The 19527-nt window shown below is 45.8% G+C and carries 15 protein-coding genes and 1 pseudogene; 9 read left to right on the top strand and 7 right to left on the bottom strand.

Features of this window, described 5'->3' with window-relative positions; genetic code table 11:
- The first annotated feature begins 179 nt into the window (after window positions 1-179).
- Together MiAbW_RS06250 and MiAbW_RS06245 are read left to right on the top strand one after the other, a co-directional pair.
- Window positions 180-1670 (top strand): UDP-N-acetylmuramoyl-L-alanyl-D-glutamate--2,6-diaminopimelate ligase, encoded by a 1491-nt coding sequence (locus tag MiAbW_RS06250; RefSeq protein WP_151695387.1) that lies wholly within the window; start codon window positions 180-182, stop codon window positions 1668-1670.
- Window positions 1671-2298: 628 nt separating this feature from the next.
- A complete protein-coding gene (locus tag MiAbW_RS06245) occupies window positions 2299-3840 on the top strand; it encodes a serine/threonine-protein kinase (protein ID WP_151695386.1) in 1542 nt (513 codons plus the stop codon).
- A gap of 96 nt (window positions 3841-3936) precedes the next feature.
- Here MiAbW_RS06245 and MiAbW_RS06240 read toward each other — a convergent pair whose 3' ends face one another.
- On the bottom strand, window positions 3937-4977 hold the full coding sequence (locus tag MiAbW_RS06240; RefSeq protein ID WP_151695385.1) for a fatty acid desaturase: 1041 nt from the start codon (window positions 4975-4977) through the stop codon (window positions 3937-3939).
- 263 nt (window positions 4978-5240) lie between these two features.
- Window positions 5241-6155 carry a Sll0314/Alr1548 family TPR repeat-containing protein gene (locus tag MiAbW_RS06235; protein ID WP_151695384.1) on the bottom strand — a complete coding sequence of 305 codons (915 nt, stop codon included), beginning with the start codon at window positions 6153-6155 and terminating at the stop codon, window positions 5241-5243.
- A gap of 85 nt (window positions 6156-6240) precedes the next feature.
- Between MiAbW_RS06235 and MiAbW_RS06230 the strand changes: the two genes are divergently transcribed.
- The gene (locus MiAbW_RS06230) at window positions 6241-6888 is read left to right on the top strand and encodes an ABC transporter ATP-binding protein (RefSeq protein ID WP_002780686.1); all 648 of its coding nucleotides are present in this window, start codon (window positions 6241-6243) and stop codon (window positions 6886-6888) included.
- Between the two features lie 100 nt (window positions 6889-6988).
- Window positions 6989-7666 (top strand): 16S rRNA (guanine(527)-N(7))-methyltransferase RsmG, encoded by a 678-nt coding sequence (rsmG, locus tag MiAbW_RS06225; RefSeq protein WP_151695383.1) that lies wholly within the window; start codon window positions 6989-6991, stop codon window positions 7664-7666.
- Between the two features lie 2 nt (window positions 7667-7668).
- On the opposite strand, the gene cax is transcribed toward rsmG, so the two are convergent.
- The 3 genes from cax to MiAbW_RS06210 form a co-directional block, all read right to left on the bottom strand.
- Window positions 7669-8757, bottom strand: a complete 1089-nt coding sequence (cax, locus tag MiAbW_RS06220; protein WP_151695382.1) for a calcium/proton exchanger — start codon at window positions 8755-8757, stop codon at window positions 7669-7671.
- A 27-nt stretch (window positions 8758-8784) separates the two neighbouring features.
- Window positions 8785-9417, bottom strand: a complete 633-nt coding sequence (locus MiAbW_RS06215; RefSeq protein WP_151695381.1) for a YdcF family protein — start codon at window positions 9415-9417, stop codon at window positions 8785-8787.
- 157 nt (window positions 9418-9574) lie between these two features.
- Complete coding sequence (locus MiAbW_RS06210; RefSeq protein WP_151695380.1) at window positions 9575-11059, bottom strand: site-2 protease family protein; 1485 nt, start codon at window positions 11057-11059, stop codon at window positions 9575-9577.
- 104 nt (window positions 11060-11163) lie between these two features.
- On the opposite strand from MiAbW_RS06210, the gene MiAbW_RS06205 reads away from it, so the two are divergent.
- Together MiAbW_RS06205 and thiL are read left to right on the top strand one after the other, a co-directional pair.
- Window positions 11164-11835 (top strand): MBL fold metallo-hydrolase, encoded by a 672-nt coding sequence (locus MiAbW_RS06205; protein ID WP_151695379.1) that lies wholly within the window; start codon window positions 11164-11166, stop codon window positions 11833-11835.
- 39 nt (window positions 11836-11874) lie between these two features.
- Window positions 11875-12843, top strand: coding sequence for a thiamine-phosphate kinase (gene thiL / locus MiAbW_RS06200; RefSeq protein ID WP_151695378.1), 969 nt, complete (start codon window positions 11875-11877; stop codon window positions 12841-12843).
- A 3-nt stretch (window positions 12844-12846) separates the two neighbouring features.
- Here thiL and ffh read toward each other — a convergent pair whose 3' ends face one another.
- Window positions 12847-14283 (bottom strand): signal recognition particle protein, encoded by a 1437-nt coding sequence (ffh, locus tag MiAbW_RS06195; protein ID WP_151695377.1) that lies wholly within the window; start codon window positions 14281-14283, stop codon window positions 12847-12849.
- 133 nt (window positions 14284-14416) lie between these two features.
- On the opposite strand from ffh, the pseudogene MiAbW_RS06190 reads away from it, so the two are divergent.
- A pseudogene (locus MiAbW_RS06190) lies at window positions 14417-14776 on the top strand (zinc ribbon domain-containing protein); the annotation flags it as partial.
- Window positions 14777-14916: 140 nt separating this feature from the next.
- Window positions 14917-15666 carry an SIMPL domain-containing protein gene (locus tag MiAbW_RS06185; RefSeq protein WP_151695376.1) on the top strand — a complete coding sequence of 250 codons (750 nt, stop codon included), beginning with the start codon at window positions 14917-14919 and terminating at the stop codon, window positions 15664-15666.
- A 268-nt stretch (window positions 15667-15934) separates the two neighbouring features.
- On the opposite strand, the gene MiAbW_RS06180 is transcribed toward MiAbW_RS06185, so the two are convergent.
- Window positions 15935-18178, bottom strand: coding sequence for an IMS domain-containing protein (locus tag MiAbW_RS06180; RefSeq protein ID WP_151695375.1), 2244 nt, complete (start codon window positions 18176-18178; stop codon window positions 15935-15937).
- Window positions 18179-18425: 247 nt separating this feature from the next.
- On the opposite strand from MiAbW_RS06180, the gene pdhA reads away from it, so the two are divergent.
- A complete protein-coding gene (pdhA, locus tag MiAbW_RS06175; protein WP_151695374.1) occupies window positions 18426-19460 on the top strand; it encodes a pyruvate dehydrogenase (acetyl-transferring) E1 component subunit alpha in 1035 nt (344 codons plus the stop codon).
- Window positions 19461-19527: the final 67 nt, after the last annotated feature.

Genomic DNA, 19527 nt, shown 5'->3' with positions numbered 1-19527 from the left:
ATCCCGAAAATAGTAAGCAGAAAATCTTCAATAGTTGACAAGCTATAGCCTTGTTTTTTTTAGCTTATCGCGGTTGATATCCTTACTGCTGAGTTTTTTTATCGTTAAATTAATAGCCTAGGAACCTCTTTGATTATCGGCTAATCTAAAAGCAGCAATCCCTAGATTCAATCCTGACCATGAAACTACAAGAACTTTTGACAAATATCACCCCGGTTTCCCCGATTTCTTCTCCTATCGCTTTAGAAACCGAGATTACAGGAATTTCCACCAATTCCCATGCTTGTCAACCGGGATATCTATTTATCGGTTTACCCGGAACGCGGGTGGATGGGGGGGAATTTTGGCGTTCCGCTTTGGAAACCGGGGCCGTAGCGGCGATTATCTCCCCGGCAGCCGCCGCTAAATTTCCCCCTCCGGAGGATGCTTCGGTAATGGTTGTGGAAGATTTAGTTACTGCCACTGCTGCGATCGCAGCTAAATTCTATCATTATCCGGCCCTTACCCTAAAATTAATCGGTGTGACGGGAACCAACGGCAAAACCACCACCACCCATTTAATTGAATATTTTCTCGGCCAAGCAGGGATTCCCACCGCTTTATTCGGGACTCTTTACACCCGTTGGCAAGGATTCCAAGAAACCGCTAATCATACCACCCCTTTCGCTAATGAGTTACAAGCTAGTTTAGCCAAAGCGGTGAGCGCCGGCAATGAAATCGCCGTCATGGAAGTTAGTTCCCATGCACTGGCCCAGGGACGGGTACAGGGTTGTACTTTTCCCGTGACGGTGTTTACTAATCTCACCCGGGACCATCTCGATTATCACCTCGATATGGAGGATTATTTTGCCGCTAAAGCTAAATTATTTAGTGCCGATTATCTGCAAGGTAAGGCGATTATTAACCTTGATGATGCCTATGGTCAACGTTTAGCGGCCTCCCTGTCTCCCCAACAGGTTTTAACCTATAGTGTGTCCGATGCTAGTGCCGATTTTTATACTAAAGATTTACACTATCAACCCACGGGAGTGGAAGGGGTGATGGTGACTCCTCAAGGAGAAATAGCCTTTGCTTCTCCTCTAGTGGGTCAATATAATCTAGCTAACCTGTTAGCGGCGGTGGCGGCAGTGTTAGAATATGGTGTAGATTTAGAGTCAGTAATCGGTCAAATTCCCCAGTTTTCAGGAGTACCGGGGCGGATGGAACGGGTTAGCATCGCTCCCGACCAAGATATCAGTGTCATTGTCGATTATGCCCATACTCCCGACAGTTTAGAGAATGTTTTAAAAGCTTCCCGGCCCTTTATTTCCGGTCGGATGATTTGTGTTTTTGGGTGTGGCGGCGATCGAGATCGGACAAAACGACCGTTAATGGGTAAAATAGCCGCAGAATTAGCAGATTTAGCCATAGTTACCTCCGATAATCCCCGCACAGAGTCTCCCGAACGAATACTTGAGGATATTATCGCTGGCATTCCTCCAGAAATTACTGTGCAGGTAATTAGCGATCGCGCTTTGGCCATTGACACGGCTATTCAAGCGGCACAACCGGGAGACGGAGTAATTATTGCGGGTAAAGGCCACGAAGATTATCAAATTTTGGGGACGGAAAAAATCCATTTCGATGACCGCGAACAGGCCCGGGCTGCCTTGGTGAAAGTGAGAAAGTGATTAGGGGATAGGAGACAGTTATCAGTGACCAGTAACCAGTCATCAGAGACCAAAGAACAGGCAATAGGCGAATTTTTACTTTAGTATCGGGTGCATCTCAATTGGCATTGTTCCTATCTGACCATTAAGATAACTGCTGTATATAAATTTTGGGACTAGGCGGTGCGCCCCTGCCATTGGCGCATTAATATTAATGTAGGGGCAAATTGCACTTGCCCTCTCTTAACAACTTCTGCTACTCACCATAAGTGAGAGAAGGTCACAACTATGAGATACCTCCTTAGTCTCTCTGTCCCTCTTTCTTGACTTTTTCCTTTCAAGCCACTCCCTGTTAATTTTCGGCAATTTTAGGGAATCATAAACTAAAGAAAGACTGAGAGAACTAGCGATCGCTTGTTGACATCGTTTGAGATCACAGTTTTTCCCTGTGTTGAGATTGAGGAATCAAGATTGGCAATTGTCCCATTACCAGTCTTCCGCTTCTGAAAGTTATGACACGATGCTTTGAAGTTAAAACATCTCCCCCAACCAAAAAGGAAGATAGAGCAAAAATTTGCCGATAGCGAAGGGCTAAATGCCTGCCGCTATAGGAATGAAAACCCCCCATAAGGTCAATTGGTGACTCTCAATGAGCTACTGCGTTAATCCATCCTGTTCTCAACCGAAAAACGCCCCTACAGCGTCAATCTGTCAGAATTGCGGTTCTAAACTGCTTCTGCACGATCGCTATCAAATCCTAGGTATTTTAGGAAAAGGGGGGTTCGGGGCAACTTTTGCCTCATCGGATCTGTCCCTACCGGGTAAACCAATATGTGTCGTCAAACAACTGCGACCTTCCACTAATGATCCTAAGATTTTTCGCATGGCCAAAGAACTGTTCGAGCGAGAAGCGGAAACCCTAGGTAAAGTCGGGATTCATCCGCAGGTTCCCCGATTATTAGACTATTTTGAAGATAATCAACAGTTTTATCTAGTTCAAGAATACGTTAAAGGTTATAACCTACAACAAGAGGTAAAAGAACGCGGTCCCTTTAGCGAAGCGGGAGTCAAACAGTTTTTAAGCGAACTTTTGCCGATTTTGAAATATATCCACGAAGAAAAGGTAATTCATCGGGATATCAAACCCGCTAACCTAATTCGTCGGCAAACAGACCGAAAATTGGTTCTAATTGACTTTGGGGCGGTTACAAATCAAGTTAACACTATGATTACTAATGCCAACTCTCAAAACGCTTTCACTAATTTTGCCTTGGGGACCGAAGGTTTTGCCCCTCCTGAACAGATGGCCATGCGTCCCGTTTACGCTAGTGATATCTACTCGGTGGGAGTCACTTGTCTCTATCTACTCACGGGCAGGTCTCCTAAAGATATCGAAGTAGATATAAATACAGGTGAATTACTCTGGGAAAAATTAGTCAAGGTGAGTCCCCAGTTTGCCCAAGTCCTGAAAACCATGATGGAAGTCTCTGTCCGTCATCGCTACAAATCCGCCCAAGAGGTAATGGATGCTTTAGAAATGACGGATTATGCCGATAGTCTAAACCAAAGTCTAATCACGGCTCCAGTGGTCACTTCCCCGACACCCCCAGAAGATTCAGGTCTGATAGCCAATTCCTCCGTTTCTGCCCCTCTAAGTTCCAAATTGCGCCCCAAAAATCCGGTTGTCTCTCCAGATAATATGCTGGGGGGTAGGAGTAAAGACCGCAGCACCATAGATATAACCTTACTGAAGAAAAAACCCCGCTTAGATGCAAAAGCAATTCTCGATGCTTACAATAACGGCCGGCGCAATTTTTCCCAAGAGGAATTACCGAATCTCAATCTGGCCAAAGTAAAACTTTTGGGGGTAAATTTCTATCAATGCAAATTAACAGGAACTAATTTACAAGGAGCAGATCTGTCTAATGCAGATCTAGGCCGGGCTGATCTCAGTCATGCTATTCTCAAAAATACTAATTTAAATAATACCTATCTCGCTTATGCAGACCTAGAAAAGGCCGATTTACGCGGGGCTAATCTCACCGGAGCCAATCTTCGCCATGCTAATCTCAAAGGTGCTAATCTTTGCGGGGCTAATCTCTCTGATGTCCAAGTAACTCAAGAACAAATCGCCCTAGCAAAAACCAATTGGTTAACAGTTATGCCCAGTGGCAAACGCGGTTCCTGGTAATCTTTTTTCATTAAACAGTAATCAGTGAAAAGACACTAGGAAACTTCTATTTAATACTTAAAACTCAAATCTGATAACTGATAACTGATAACTGATTTAACTGCGGCTTTCCTTAAAGGTTTTGTAGGCGGTTTCGGAGTCGAAAATATGACAATAATCAACGATTCGCTTCATTAATGCCCAAGAAAAATTGGTTTCTTTTAGGTGACTACCCCAATTTTCTTTGAGACTAGCGTGAACTTTGCGGAGGTTATAGGAAGGAATCGCCGTCGAGATATGATGGGGGATATGGACATTAATATCGTGACAGAGAATTTCTACCCAACGGGGATAGCTACAGTGAACTGTTCCTTCTAGTTGCGCTAAAGCTTGATTCCAGTCTTCGGGATAGGAAAATTGAATATCGGGGTCTGTGTGATGGACAAGGGTAAAGGTACTCATCCAAAAATGATAGACAAACCAAGGTACCACCCAAAATTTAACCAATCCCCAGACACCAGTGTAGAAAATGAGGGTTGGGAAAAAAATAGCGGCAAAAACTAGGACGACAATCATCGAAAAGCGCGCTTTTTCCCGTTCGTTCTCTTTGAATTGTTCGATGTTGAAGTGTAGAATAGCCCAGTGGGCGATCGAACCGAGCCACCAGAAACGTCCGCGAATGCCGCGATAAAAGAGACGCACTAAGGGATTGGCCGAGTTAAAAGCTTCTAATTCCCACGGATCCCAAGCATTATCTATAGTTACCATGTTAGTTTTAGCATGGTGGCGATCATGCAGGAAACGCCAGCAGTGGAAGGGATAGATAAGGGGTAAGAGGAAAATATGACCGACAAGATCATTAACCCAGCGTCGATTAGAAAAAGACCGATGACCACAATCATGGGCGATCACAAAGAATCCCGTTAAGGCTGTACCAGTGAAAATCCAAGCTAAAGGCAGTAAATACCAGGGAGAATACACTAGCATTGCATAACCCGCAATGACCGCCAAAATATTCGTAATCACGCCAAACCAAGCTTTAACCGGGTCTTTCTGGAAATATTCTTTGGGAATGGTTTTAATAATATCTTTCAGTTTAAAGTCTGGCTCGATCGAGGTGATCAACTCCCCATGCAATTTATCCGTCGTTGCCGTCATGAAATCTCCAATTACACTTAGGTGAACCCTTGACAAGAAATCAGCTAGGAGGTTTGGCTAAATTCTGCTCCCTACCACAAGCCAATTTTTTTGTCAATATATTTTTAACTTTAATTAATAAACTTCCGCGAAGCTTAATAATCCTTTACTTTATATACCATAAGAGGAGATTTTCTGTTTTGGCAAAATTTGACCGCTGCCGGCTGCCTTCAGAAGCTGATAACTGATAAAAAGCCCAAATACTGACTATTTTTAGGCTTTTTTCAACGACTAGCGGTGTTTTCTAGGGATTTAATCTCCTCCTGTACCTTACGGTGTTCGCGATTTAACTGTTTTTTGACCGATTCGGGGAGTTGTTCCTGTTTTTTCAGGGCATTATTAAAGTAATCTAATGCCAGTTTCAAAGAGCCAGTATTTTTATCCGTATTGCCTTGAATTCTCAGGATTTGACCCTTCAGATACATTAATTCTGGATTATCGGGGGTCGCTTTCAGAGCGTTATCGATAAACCGCAAAGCCTGATCATACTGCTTTAAATCCCGGTAAGCTAGAGCTATACCTCGATCGACCAAGTAATCGGGACTTCCGTAGGTTTCTAGCCGTTGAATTGCCTCTTGGGGACTAGAAAAGGGTAGATTAACCGCTAAAATCAAATCCATATAACCCTTTAACAGGTTCAATTCCGGATCCGTAGGATTAGCCTTTTCTGCGGTTTCCAAATACTGAAACACCTGTTGTAATCTGGGGATAGCCGATACTGCTCCTTCGGTTTGGAAAACGTAGGTTCCCTCTAAAAAACTCCCCACCGCTAGATACAAATTTCCCCTTAAAGGGTCGCTGTCCTGCATTTGTTTGGCCGCTGCCTTAGTTTTTTCCGAGTAGGTTTTGAGGGTGTTCCAATCCTGGTCAGTAAAAGCAAGAGAGGCGCGCATAGCATGGGCCAAAGGTTCTTGGGGTTCCTTTTCCGTGGCCTCAACAATTAATTTTTTTGCCTCTAGATAGTTACCTTGTTTAAAAATAGCGTTAAAAGCGGCCTCGGTCTTATCACCAATCGGTCGGGGATTGGTTTTGCGGAAAGGATCTCCGGCTAACCCGGGACCAATCCAGTTAACCATTACCATAATAGCCAGGGAAGCACCGATCGCCATTTTTTTGGTTAAACCTAAGCTCAGCACCATGATCAAAAGTCTCCTTGAGCGAATGAAAAAATCTGTCACAATAGAAACGGGTTTCTAGACTTAATTTCCAGTTATTTTCCTGTCAATGCTTTATCTCAAAGATGTGGTTTATCATCCTCCCGCTGCCCTCAATCCCATTTTACAGGGGATTAATCTCGAATTAGCCCCCCAAGAATTAGGTCTGATTGTTGGCCCCAGTGGTTCCGGAAAAACGACTCTTTTGGAAATTCTAGCAGGCTTTGCCGATAAAACAGGAGGGACAATTCACTGGCGCGACCAAGAATTAACGGTGCTGCACCTGCAACAATTAGGGGGAATCGTTTTTCAGTTTCCCGAACGTCATTTTTGCGGTAAAACCATCCTTGAGGAGTTGCGTCTCGGTCATCCGGAGATTAAAAGCGATCGCCTAACAGCGGCCTTAAAGGAGGTAGGATTAGAAAACATTCCCCTGGATACTTCTCCCCACAATCTTAGTGGAGGTCAACAGCGTCGTTTATCCCTCGCTGTTCAGTTAATCCGGCAGCCTAATCTGTTACTTCTCGATGAACCTACGGCCGGTTTAGATTGGTCGATGCGTCGTCAATTGGCTAAACTTCTCGCTAGTCTCAAACAACACTGGACTTTATTAGTAGTTAGTCACGATGCTGGGGAATTATTGCCTATTGCTGACCGTCACTGGAAAATTGAACAAGGACATTTGAGGGAATTAAAAAGTGAAAAAACAGATAGTTGAGATTTTACGGTTTTGCGGTATTAGTTGAAATTTCCCCACTCTCCTCATACCTGATAACTGATAACTGATTACTGATTACTGATAACTGATAACTGAATTAATGATCCTTCCCGAATTATTTGACCTTTGGCAAGAAACCCTAGAATGGCAACCCGATGGGGCCCAACAAGCGCGATTTCAACAACTTTATCAGTTGATTTTAGAGGGTAATCAACGTTTTAATCTCACCCGAATTACTCAACCAGAGGAGTTTTGGGAAAAACATCTTTGGGACTCTTTATCGGGTTTAGCTTGGTTAAAAAAATCCCAGCCATATCTATTGACAAAATCCCTATCAGTCATTGATTTGGGGACGGGGGCCGGATTTCCGGGTGTGCCAATTGCGATCGCATATCCCCATTGGTCGGTGACTCTCTTAGATTCCACCCAAAAAAAGATTAATTTTCTTGAAGAAGTTATTGACAAATTAGAGTTAAATAACACGAAAACTCGTTTAGGTCGGGCGGAAATCGTCGGGAAAAACCTTAAACATAACTGTGCTTACGATATCGTCTGTTTGCGAGCGGTAGCTAATGTGGACATTTGTGTTAACTATGCTTTGCCTTTCCTGAAAAAGACCGGAATCGCTATTCTCTATCGTGGTCAGTGGTCCGCGCAGGATAGTTTAAGTTTAGAGGAGAATCTAGGGAAAAATGGCGGTAAAATCCTCGAAATTGCCAGTTTTACCACTCCCTTAAGCCAAAGCATCCGTCATTGTCTATATATCTCCAAGGGATAACTTTAAGCAGTGAGAGGATGAAAAAAGAAAGCCAAGGCCAGAATAGCATAGGTAGCTAAGAGTAACATTCCTTCCAACCAATTCGATCGCCCATCACTACTAATCGAATTAGCCAACCACACCGCTACAGCCACTGCCACTAACTCAAAGGGATTAAAATTTAGATCCATGGGCTGACCGATAATATAACCCATGATAACCAAAACTGGAGCCACGAACAGGGCGATCTGCATACTGGAACCGACGGCCACAGATACCGATAGATCCATTTTATTCTTAAGAGCGACGGTGACAGCCGTAGCGTGTTCGGCCGCATTACCGATAATAGGCAAAAGAATCACCCCGGTAAACAGTGCCGTTAAACCTAGCTGTTCCGTAGCCTCCTCTAGGGATGCCACTAATAACTCTGATTCTACGGCCACGGCGATAGTAACGATCAATAAAATCAAAGACCAAAACCAGATTTTCGGCTTTGCGGGGTTTTCTTCAGTGCTTTCCTCCTCGATACCAGCAATCCCGACATCGTAGAGATAGGTGTGGGTTTTCATGGAGAATAAGAGACTTAAACCATAGACGAAAATTAACACCGCTGCCACGGCCACGGATAGACGCTGTAGGACTGGTTCCCCGACTCCCGTGGAGGTAAATTGCACGGCAGTTGGTAAAAGGAGCGCCACCACCGCTAAATTCATAGCTGAAGCGTTTAAACGGGCAGTTATTGGCTGAAATTCCTGTTCTTTGAAGCGTAAACCGCCTAAAAACATCGATAATCCCATAACTAAGAGTAAATTACCGATAATTGAGCCAGTAATCGTCGCTTTTACCACATCGATGAACCCTTCCCGCAAAGCGACATAGGCGAGAATTAATTCTGTGGCATTGCCAAAGGTGGCATTCATCAAACCGCCAATATTTGGCCCAACCACCACCGCAATCGCTTCCGTGGCTTCCCCCATATAGGCCGCTAGGGGGATAATGGCTAGACAAGCGGTGATAAAAACTACCGTTCCGCCCCAGTGTAACAGGGAACCGGCGATCGATAGCGGCACAAAAATCAATAGGATGGCGAAAATGGTGTTTTTGCTTAACATAAAGTCGGGAATTTTGTCAAGATAATTTTATTTTGATTTGGTTGGGAATTGAGGGGGACTAGAATCGGATTTTAGCCAAAATTCCCCAGTAGAACCGGTTATTATCCATAATATTGCCCTAAAACCGTCTCTGAGTGACTTTTCTAGGGGTTCGGGGGGTGATTGGGAGGGAACAGTCGCCGGTTTAATCACAATTCCGCGACTACCAAAAACAATTTCTCCCACTAATCGCGCCCTTCTCATGTGATTATCGGAAGTGACTAGATAGACACTATCAATACCTTGAGCTTTCAGTTGATCGGCTAGGCTAGTAAAGTTAGTGACAGTATCTCGCGCATTGTAATCGAGATGGAGACGTTCTAGGGGAATTCCCGCTTTTTTAAAAATCTTTTTCACATATTGCCGCGGACTACCGGAAGACACCCAAATCGGTAGATCGGGATATTCCTTAGCTAATTTTGCCGCAAAACGTTCTCGATCGGCATGACCTCCCAAAACAAAAATCGCTTCTGGTTTTAGCCACTGCTGACGTAAATCGTGATATAACCAGCCTAAACTCGCCAAAATTAGCGGAATAGCCAGCAATTTTAACCTAGATTTGCCTAACTTCCCTTTCGGAGAAACTCGCTTTTTTCTGCGAGAATTAGCCTTGAGAACCATATAACAGTGATCGCTGAGGGGTTGTCAGCCTTCAGCTTTGTGGATTAAAGTGATCGAGGGTGAGGATCATCGAACTCACATTGACGTAGGAGATGGCGATTTTATTCCCCAACTGACCGATAATTTTCCCGGAACTCAGGTTGATTGATGCAGTCGCTTACATCCCCCACCAACGGGCTACCGCTTCGGGAAGGGGCAGCAAAATACTTAATAACAAAGCCAGGGAAAATAGACCTAATAAATCTCGTTTATCATCCAATTCGGTCACATCATTTAAAGCTGGTTGATCGCTGACTGGCATTAATAAGAGAATAATCGCCCAGAGTAAAAAATCTGGCTGCACTAGGGCTAAAATAAACATGAATAATCGAGTTAATTGACCGATAATTATGGCGGTTTTCTGCCCATACATGGCGTGAACAATATGACCACCATCCAATTGACCCACCGGCATTAAATTTAGGGCTGTAACGATAATTCCCACATAACCAGCTACCGCTAAAGGATGTAAATGGATGGCTTTTCCCGCGATTAAATTACTGCCGAGGGCTAGTTTAGATACGATAGACAAGAAAAAAGAAAACTGCGGATTTAAGGCCTGAAAATTTAATAAACTGCTTTGATTAGTTAGGGGAACTATTTCCGAGAGGGACAATCCCCAAAACAGTAGAGGAATAGCGATAATTATACCGCCCAACGGACCGGCCACTGCCACATCAAATAAAGCTTTGCGGGTGGGTACAGGCGATCGCATTTGAATGAAAGCTCCGAAGGTGCCTAGGAAGAAAGGAATGGGGATAAAATAGGGCAAAGTAGTTTTAATTTTATATTTAACTGCTGTAAAATAATGGCTGAATTCGTGCAGTCCTAAAATAGCAATTAAGCCTAAACTATAGGGTAAACCTTGCAATAATAAACTAGAATTATTTTCTAATTGTCGGGCGGTAATGCCACTTAATCCCGCACCGATAACCGTGGTAGTTAAGAGAGTTAATAACAATAAACCCAAGGCAAGAAGGGGGCGAGTAACTTTTTCAGTTTCTATATTTTCTGTTTTTTGCTGCCAGGGATTGGCCACAAGAGCGAAAAAAGGTTGTCCCTGAAAAGTTTCTTGGAAAAGCAATAAAAAGCGATCACCAAAAACCTTTTCCACATTGTTTTTAATCACTTGATAAGCTTCTTCGGGAACCGCTCGCAATTTCCCCCGACAGAGAATTGCCTGGGGACGATAATCGATATTTTGCAGATAATAAATACTCCAGGGAAAACAATCTCTTAGGGATTTTTCCTCTTCGGCAGTGATCGGTTTTAAATTATTTTTAGGTGCAGGATTATCAATATTTTCTAGGACTAAATTCGCTTTTTCCTCTGGTGATGGGGGGCCTTCTTGGGGAGTAACTCGACCCTTTTGTACTAGCCACCAGTACAAAAAAGGGCAGATCACAAAGGGACTGATGAGCAAAAATGCCGGCATGGGGGTATCCTCTCCATAGATTAACGTCCATCCCGTCCAAATTAGAGCCGGAGTCATCAGGACTAACCAAATTAACCAAATTGGTGTTGTCGTGATTTTGGCCACGCTACGCTTGACGATAAAATAAGTGAAACCGCCAAGAATCCCTAATAACAACCACATTTCCATATCGGATCTTTTCTCTTGAATAAAAAGCGGCTAATTTCAGCCGGCCCGGTCATTGATCGTGCTAAGTTATAAACCGCATTGATTGTGATTTGGATAGGCAAACCATGCGATCGGAAACCGAATCGTCTCCTTTAGAGGTTAGCAAAACTACAAAACCCCCTCGATTAATTCTAGAAGGTTTATACGCTTTCTCGCCTAATCGGGAAACCCTAGGGGGAACCTCTTATCTTATTGTAGAAAATACTGGTAATATTCTGGTGGATTGTCCTGGCTGTGACGAGAGCGAGCGGGATTTTCTCCGAGAAAAGGGAGTCCGTTACCTATTTTTTACCCATCGCGGGGGTCAGGGTAAACAGAGCGATTCTCTGCAAAGTTTACTTGATTGTGAGATTATTTTACAGGAACAGGAAGCTTATCTACTTCCTCACCGTCAAATTACCGTTTTTCAGCAGCAAATCCAGTTATCTCCCACTTGTAGCGGTTTTTGGACTCCCGGCCATTCTCCCGGTTCCTCCTGTCTTTACTGGCAGCGTCACGGGGGGGTTTTATTTACCGGTCGTCATCTTCTCCCCGACACTAAGGGTCAACCGCACCCCCTACAGACCGCGAAAACTTTCCACTGGCCGCGACAACTGCGGTCACAAAAGGCTATTTTAGACCGTTTTAGTCCAGAAACCCTCTCCTATCTTTGTCCGGGGGCTAATACCGGCTTTTTGCGCGGTCGGGGAATTATCGATCGCGCCTACGAAAAAATCAGCACCAATTCTCTTAACTAAAGACTTTTTAGAAGCTGCATCGTTCAATTCCCAGAAATTATGAATTTAACCGTTAAAGACTTGGGTGAACAGGGATTGCTACCGATTCTGCAAAAATATTGTCCTGCGGAGATTATCGGTGATGATGGCGCAATTTTATCCCTCAAAGAGGGTTACTCTCTCGTCGTCACCACTGATGTTTTAGTTAATAACGTCCACTTTAGCGATCTTACCACCTCTCCGGAAGATGTGGGCTGGCGAGCGGCGGCGGCTAATTTATCGGATTTAGCGGCTATGGGGGCAGAACCCCTGGGAATTACGGTAGGATTGGCTTTAACTCCCAATCTAGCCATCGATTGGCTAGAAGGACTCTATCGGGGTCTTAGCTCTTGTCTGCAAGTATATCAGACGGCGATCGTTGGTGGCGATGTCTGTCGGGCTACGGAGATTAACATCAGCATCACTGCCCTGGGACAAGTGGCAAAAAATGAAGAAATTAGACGTTTTAACGCACAAGTTGGCGATAGTATTCTTATTACTGGTTATCACGGTTTATCGCGGGCTGGATTAGAGTTACTCTTGCACCCTGAAACCGGGAGGAATTTAAATTCCGCTCAAAAAAAGCGATTAATCCAAGCCCATCAACGCCCGCGACCGAGACTCGATTGCATACCACATTTACAAAAAATTGTCAAGCAATTTCCCATCGCCGGCATGGATAGCAGTGACGGGTTAGCAGATGCCATCATGCAAATTTGTCGCTGTAGTGGGGTTGGTGCTGAAATCGAGAGGATTCCCCTGCATCCAACCCTGAAAGAATATGTAGGAGCCGAAAAAGCTCTAGAATGGGCTTTATACGGCGGTGAAGACTTTGAGTTAGTTTTGTCTTTGCCCCCGGACAGTGCCAGAGAATTGCTGGAGAAAGTGGGGGAAGAGGGGGCGATAATCGGTCAAATTGTCCGGGAGAAAGAGATAAAATTGGCCGACGGAAGACACCTCAGTTTAAGCTCCGGATTTCAACATTTTTAGCCTCTATAAATCGCCAAAACCTTTCTTTTTCTTGATTTTCTTCGGTTTTTTCGGGCTGCCACCCTGACCGCGGAACCCCGGTTGATTGCCCCCCCCAAACATTCCGCCACCCATACCGGGCATTCCCGGCATAGCGGGCATTTGTCCCCGTCCCATCTGTTGCATCATCGATCGCATTCTGGTGAAATTAGCAATTAGTTTGGTAACTTCTGTTTCCGGATGTCCCGAACCCTTGGCAATGCGACGACGACGATTAGGAGACTTAGCCAATAAATCGGGGTTAGCGCGTTCCTCCGTGGTCATGGAATTAATCATCGCTTCCGTGCGTTTTAACTCTTTTTCGCCCTTTTCGATGTCTGTCCCGCTCAGTTTGCCCAGACCGGGGATTAACTTCAAGACTCCCCCCAGGGAACCCATATTTTTTAACAACCGCATCTGTTTGAGGAAGTCATTAAAATCAAACTTAGCCTCTAAAATCTTGGCCTGCATTTTGGCCGCGTCTTCTAGGTCTAACTGTTCCTGAGCTTTTTCCACTAGCGTCAGGACATCACCCATATTGAGGATGCGACTGGCAAGGCGATCGGGATAAAATGGCTCTAAAGCTTCTACTTTTTCGCCAACCCCAACAAATTTAATCGGTTGTCCCGATATTTGCCGCACTGATAGGGCTGCCCCACCGCGAGTATCGCCATCGAGTTTGGTGAGAATTGCCCCTGTGATGCCGATTTGTTGGTGAAAAGTGTGGGTGAGATTGGCCGCTTCCTGACCAGTCATCGCATCCACCACTAATAAAGTGTCGTCGGGCTTGACAATTTTCTTGATTTGTCCTAGTTCGCCCATCATCTGGGTATCTATCTGCAAACGACCGGCGGTGTCGATGATAACGGTATCTACGCCCAATTCTTTGGCTTTTTCCACACCTTGACGGGCGATATCGACGGGATTGGCCTGAGAACCCATCTCGAAGACGGGAACATTTATCTGTTTACCGAGGGTGATTAATTGGTCAATGGCCGCCGGACGGTAAACATCGGTAGCCACCATCAGGCAGCTTTTGGACTGTTTGCGGAGATATAGGGCTAATTTGGCGGTGGCGGTGGTTTTTCCCGTCCCTTGCAACCCGGCCATTAAAATTACGGTGGGGGGTTTATCGGCCCGGGCTAGGGGAACGTTACTTTCCCCCATAATTTTGACCAATTCATCATAGACAATTTTGATAAATTGCTGGCCGGGATTGACTCCGGAAATAACTTCAGCGCCGAGGGCTTGTTTCTCGACCTCAGCAATAAATCCCTTGACTACCTGTAGGTTAACATCTGCTTCCAGTAAAGCCCGCCGGACTTCTTTGAGGGTATCTTGTATGTTGGCCGAGGAGATTTTATCTTGACCTCGTAACTTTTTCCATGCGTCTTCTAAGCGATCGGCCAGTGCGTCGAACATAGTTTCGGAATTAAATTTTTAACTAGATCGATTTTATCTCAATGTCGGGCTGAAGACCCCCGCTCTCACCCTGTCAGCTGTTGACTACAGAGTTTCTCGTCAAGGTGAAGTATAAATTAAACCTTGCCGAAGCAAGCAATGGTTAGAATATTTTGGTTTTAAATATGGTAAGGCTACGGTAGCAGTATCACCCCATAACACGAGTCAAAATTTCTCTAATTGTGGTCAAAAAGTCCCTAAATCTCTATCGACAAGAACCCATATTTGTCTTTACTGTGGCTATGTAGAAGATAGAGATATTAACGCCCCTATCAACATTCTCAAAAAGGGACTAAGTACCGTGGGACACACGGAAACTACTACGCTTGGGGAGAGATTCCCTCTGGCTTGGTTGGATACGTCCTGTCAGGCTAAAGAAACTCAGCGACTCAGCGGAACCAAGAATCCCTCCCATGAGCGCGACGGAAGTGTCAATGAGTCACTATTGCCCTAAAAATCCAGTAAGGGCTGAATAATTTTCGCTGTCACAGCCCATCGACCTGAGGCGAGAAAAATTGATTTTTGTAAATAATAGTTTCAACCCGCTCGCTACTAGCATAGGATAGAAACATCGGATTTCTGGGAGGGGTGACGATGAAAGACAGTTCTATATTCCCACGTTTCCCGCAGGTATTCGCAGGTTTATCGGCGCTATCGATCGCTCTCGTCTTCAGTTCCTGGATAGCGGCGCGCTCCCTCTTAGCGGTGAGACGGGCCAGCGATGTTTTTGTCGTGACTGGTTCGGCAAAAAAGGCGATTACATCGGATTATCTTCTCTGGCGTTTATCGGTTTCCAGTCAACAACCCACCGCTCGTGATGCCTACCGCGATCTGATCCGGCAAACTGAGCGGATACGAGCTTATCTCAAAGAAAAACAAGTTCCCGACGACGCAATCACCACCAACGCGATCGAGACGATGGCGATTCCTGAAGTAACAGCTAACGGCCAGGAAACCGGGCAAATTCTCGCCTATCGCCTCAGCCAACGCTTCGAGATCCGAGGCAGCGATGTGGCCCGTTACACGGAACTTTCTAGGCAGGTAACGGAATTGATCGAGGAGGGAATTAACCTCGTCTCCGAACCCCCGCAATACCTTTACACCCAACTCGATCAACTGCGGGTGGAAATGGTAGCTGCGGCGACCAAAGACGCAAGAGCGAGAGCTGAAGCGATCGCCAGTAGTACCGGCAGTCGGGTGGGAAGGGTGCGCGATGCGAAAACAGGAGTTTTTCAGATCACCTCGCGCAATTCCACCGACGTGAGCGATTCGGGAATTTACGACACTTCCTCGATCGATAAAGATATTACCGCAGTCGTTTCGGTGACGTTCGGGATCGAGTGAAGGACAACACACTCCTTACTGCTTCCAGACAGTGGATCGTCTCTGCATAGTAATTTCAGCAGACAGAGAACCTCTGTTTGGGTGGGAAAATAGAAAATCAGTTACATTGGCTCAAAGATGTAATTTATGAACCACTCCACTGCGCTACTCGATCAAGTGGAGTTTCCGAGGCTTCTTTGTCGATGGCGATTGCCTCATACTTCGCGAGTGTGGTACAGCCAGACGACTCTGCATTGCGCTTTTGCTCGTTCCAAACCCACTAACATAATTAGGGTACGACTTGGGTTGTTTCGATCAACCATTTATCTCCTTGCCGTACCAAATCATAGCGCACCTTCAAGGACTCATTATAGGAACGCTCGACAATTTCCTTGCCATTATGAAAATACATGGCCTTTTCGTTGACTATCGCCTCCACCGTCGCTAAATTAGGGTTTTTCCCATTATTAGTAACCGATCGCACATCCACCTGATGATCATAGCGCCAATAGTTATTTCCCCCTAAAGCCGCCGCCCGTTTTTGCCAAATTTCCAGGGCTGAACCTGTTAAAACCTCTTTCAATTGCTCTTTTTGGTGTTCACTGCCAAAAGCGGCCGATTTTGCCCCTAACCAAGCTTGAATCGTCTCCTTGCCCGTTTCCTTGTCTAAGGGAATCCCTTCCATCACTTCCGCGTTAGCCGAAGGAATTTCTAGGATGGGAGTATTTAAAGAAATCGGTAACTGTTCCCCTTGCAGGGCTGCCAAAGGAGATTGACTATCGACAATTGCCTTTACCCCTAAGGACAAAACCGCGAGCGTTCCCACTAATCCTACCCCCAATATTGCCACTCGATCGAGTCGTAGTTTTCTGCGGGCCGGTCGTCTCCGTTTCGGTGGTACTACGGCAGTTTTTACCGTTTCTAGGGCTGCCTGCTGGGAGTTGCCCGCTGCTGGGGTACGGGAGCGACTAGGACGACGACGGCGGGGATTAAGTGCCGGTTGACGATGGGCTGCTGTCACCACCACAGTACCCTGAGTATAGGGGGTAAGAGTTTCCTCCTGGGCGGTGGCTCTCAGGGCAGGTACAGCAGTGCTTGTCCGCTCACCGTTAGCTCTAGCTAAAGACGGTTTTTGGGGACGAGAGTGGGAAGAATAAGCAGATTCCCTCATCGGTGTCGCTCCTGGCACTGGGTTTAAATGGGTGGGGGGGGTGTGGGTTTTGAGAACATTTACTTCCGATTCTAAAGGTTCGCTGGGCTTTTCTCGAACCGGCACGGGAACTTTTTCATCAGGAAAACCTGACAATTCTTCTAAATAATTTTGTACCTCTTCCTCGGCAAAATACTCTTTGAGTGAGGCTTTCCCCTCAACTAAATCACTAAAATGGCAGAAAACTTCTGTTTGTAACCAACGCTCACCGTAACGACATAACCCAGGTAAAAGATCGGGAGATTGCCCGGATTGTTCCTTAATATAATTTAATATTTCTTTCTCTTGACTTTTTGCTAAAATTGTGCTTGCTTGTTCGGTTTGACCGAGCAGTAGGGCGCAGATCGATCGCTCTAGGGAGACATCCTGATGTTTTTGTAATTGCTGTAGGCGCTCGCTGGCTGCGACAATAGCGGCGGGTTGTTTTTGGGCGAAACCGCGGGCAATTAAGGAATAGACCAGCAGATAATTAGCCACCGCCGAGGGGCGTTGTGCCTCTTTTGCCCAAATTTTCTCCTGTTCAGCCTGAGTCAAATAAACCCGTAACTGTTGAATAAAGCGTAAAAAATTATCCACCCCCAACCCAGAGTGATCGTCGCCCTGGCCATCGATGCCGCCGCGAGCTTCTAACATCTCCTCCAAGAGATTTAAGCCGCGCTGACGGGCAAGACTAGGTTTTTTTTCTTGGGATAACAATTCCAGAATCCGGTAGGGACGCAGGCGATCGCAATCATGGCGAATCTCCCTGGCCACTTCTGGGAACATTTGTTCTTGTTCCAACCAAGTCAAGGCTTTAGCCGCGGTGCTGGCCGCCTGTTCATAATTTTTATCCTGCCAATATTCCCGACTTAATTCCCCGTAGGCCAAAGCCAAGGTTAAGATCATGTCTGGGCGAGTAGTTGGCTCTAAATCTAGATAAGTTTCAGCCAAACGAATCACTAACTCGTATTCTCCCAACTCTTGCAGGATGAGCAAAGCTCCCACGAGATCGGCGGGGGCAATGGTAATCTGGGGGGTGAGATATTCTGCGGAAGTCGCCGCCGCCTCCCCACCCTGAGAATCAAGGTTTTCGGTGCTGCTTTCTGGGTTGAGAAGCAGGGGATTGGGGTCGAAAAATTGGGCATCGTAATCACGACGGCGATCCGCAGCACTTAACACTTGGTAAGCTTCATCTAACAAGTGCTGACGGGCAATGATCGCTGTTTGACTGTATTCTTGACGTGGCAATTGCCGTCCCCGATCGGCGTGGGCCAAATCAATTTGCTCGGCACTCACCTGAAAGGGGATTCCCAATATCCTGTAGTAGTCAAGAGGAATTCGCACGGTTAGCTGTACCTCAACTCTGGAGAGTCCTTAGTGAATTAAATGATGTAAGTGAGAGCGGAGCGAGTAAAATAACAAGATACCATTCTATCCTAGCCAATCTCTGACTGACTAAGACTAGATTTGAGAGAGAAAATACCAAGAACTAACTGGTTTAAGACTAAAAAATTCACTGCCAGAATTCTCGAAAAATCTACCGCTTCCTCTCCCCTTGCCTTTTTGTTGTCTAAATGATACTACAGACCCTATGATTTCCGAACGTACTTTACCAACCTTTAATCCTGCTTCCATCATTATTACCAAAGCTGAAGGTCTTCGCCTATACGAAGATATGGTTTTGGGGCGGATGTTTGAAGATAAATGTGCCGAAATGTATTATCGGGGCAAAATGTTCGGTTTTGTCCACCTCTACAACGGTCAAGAAGCGATATCTAGCGGTATTATTAAAGCCTTGCGTCAGGGAGAAGATTACGTTTCTAGTACCTATCGCGATCACGTCCACGCCCTCAGTGCCGGAGTTCCCGCCAAAGAGGTAATGGCGGAGTTATTCGGCAAAGCTACCGGCTGTAGTAAAGGACGGGGCGGCTCCATGCACATGTTTTCCGCCGAACATAAGCTTTTAGGGGGTTACGCTTTTGTGGCCGAGGGGATTCCCGTCGCCACTGGGGCGGCTTTTCAGAGTAAATACCGTCGCGAAGCCATGGCTGATGCCAGTGCCGATCAGGTAACGGCCTGTTTCTTTGGGGATGGGGCGAGTAATAATGGCCAGTTTTTTGAGTGTCTGAATATGGCCGCCCTCTGGAAGTTGCCAATTATCTATGTGGTGGAAAATAATAAGTGGGCGATCGGTATGGCCCACGATCGAGCCACTTCCCAACCGGAAATCTATAAAAAAGCCAGTGTTTTTAGTATGGTAGGTGTGGAAGTGGACGGTATGGATGTGGTGGCCGTTCATGCCGCCGCCAGAGAAGCTGTAGCCCGCGCCCGCGCCGGTGAGGGACCGACTTTAATAGAGGCGTTAACCTATCGTTTCCGGGGTCACTCTCTGGCAGATCCGGACGAGTTACGCAGCGCTGACGAGAAACAATTCTGGGGTGAAAGAGATCCGATCACTCGCTTTGCCGCCTACCTCTACGAGCGAGATCTGGCCACGAGAGAGGAATTAAAAGAAATAGAGCAGAAAATTCAAGCTGAAATCGAGGCAGCGGTTAAATTTGCTGAATCTAGCCCCGAACCCGATCCTAGTGAACTAACTCGCTTTATTTTTGCCGAAGACGAGTAATTTTAGTGATCAGTTACCAGTTATCAGTGATTAGTTATTAGTTATTGTCCCTCCTCAAGATATTTGA

The organism is Microcystis aeruginosa NIES-4325 (genome assembly GCF_008974145.1).
GTDB lineage: Bacteria > Cyanobacteriota > Cyanobacteriia > Cyanobacteriales > Microcystaceae > Microcystis > Microcystis aeruginosa_G.
Note: the sequence above shows the minus strand (reverse complement) of the source record. Positions and strands in the feature narration are given on the sequence as shown.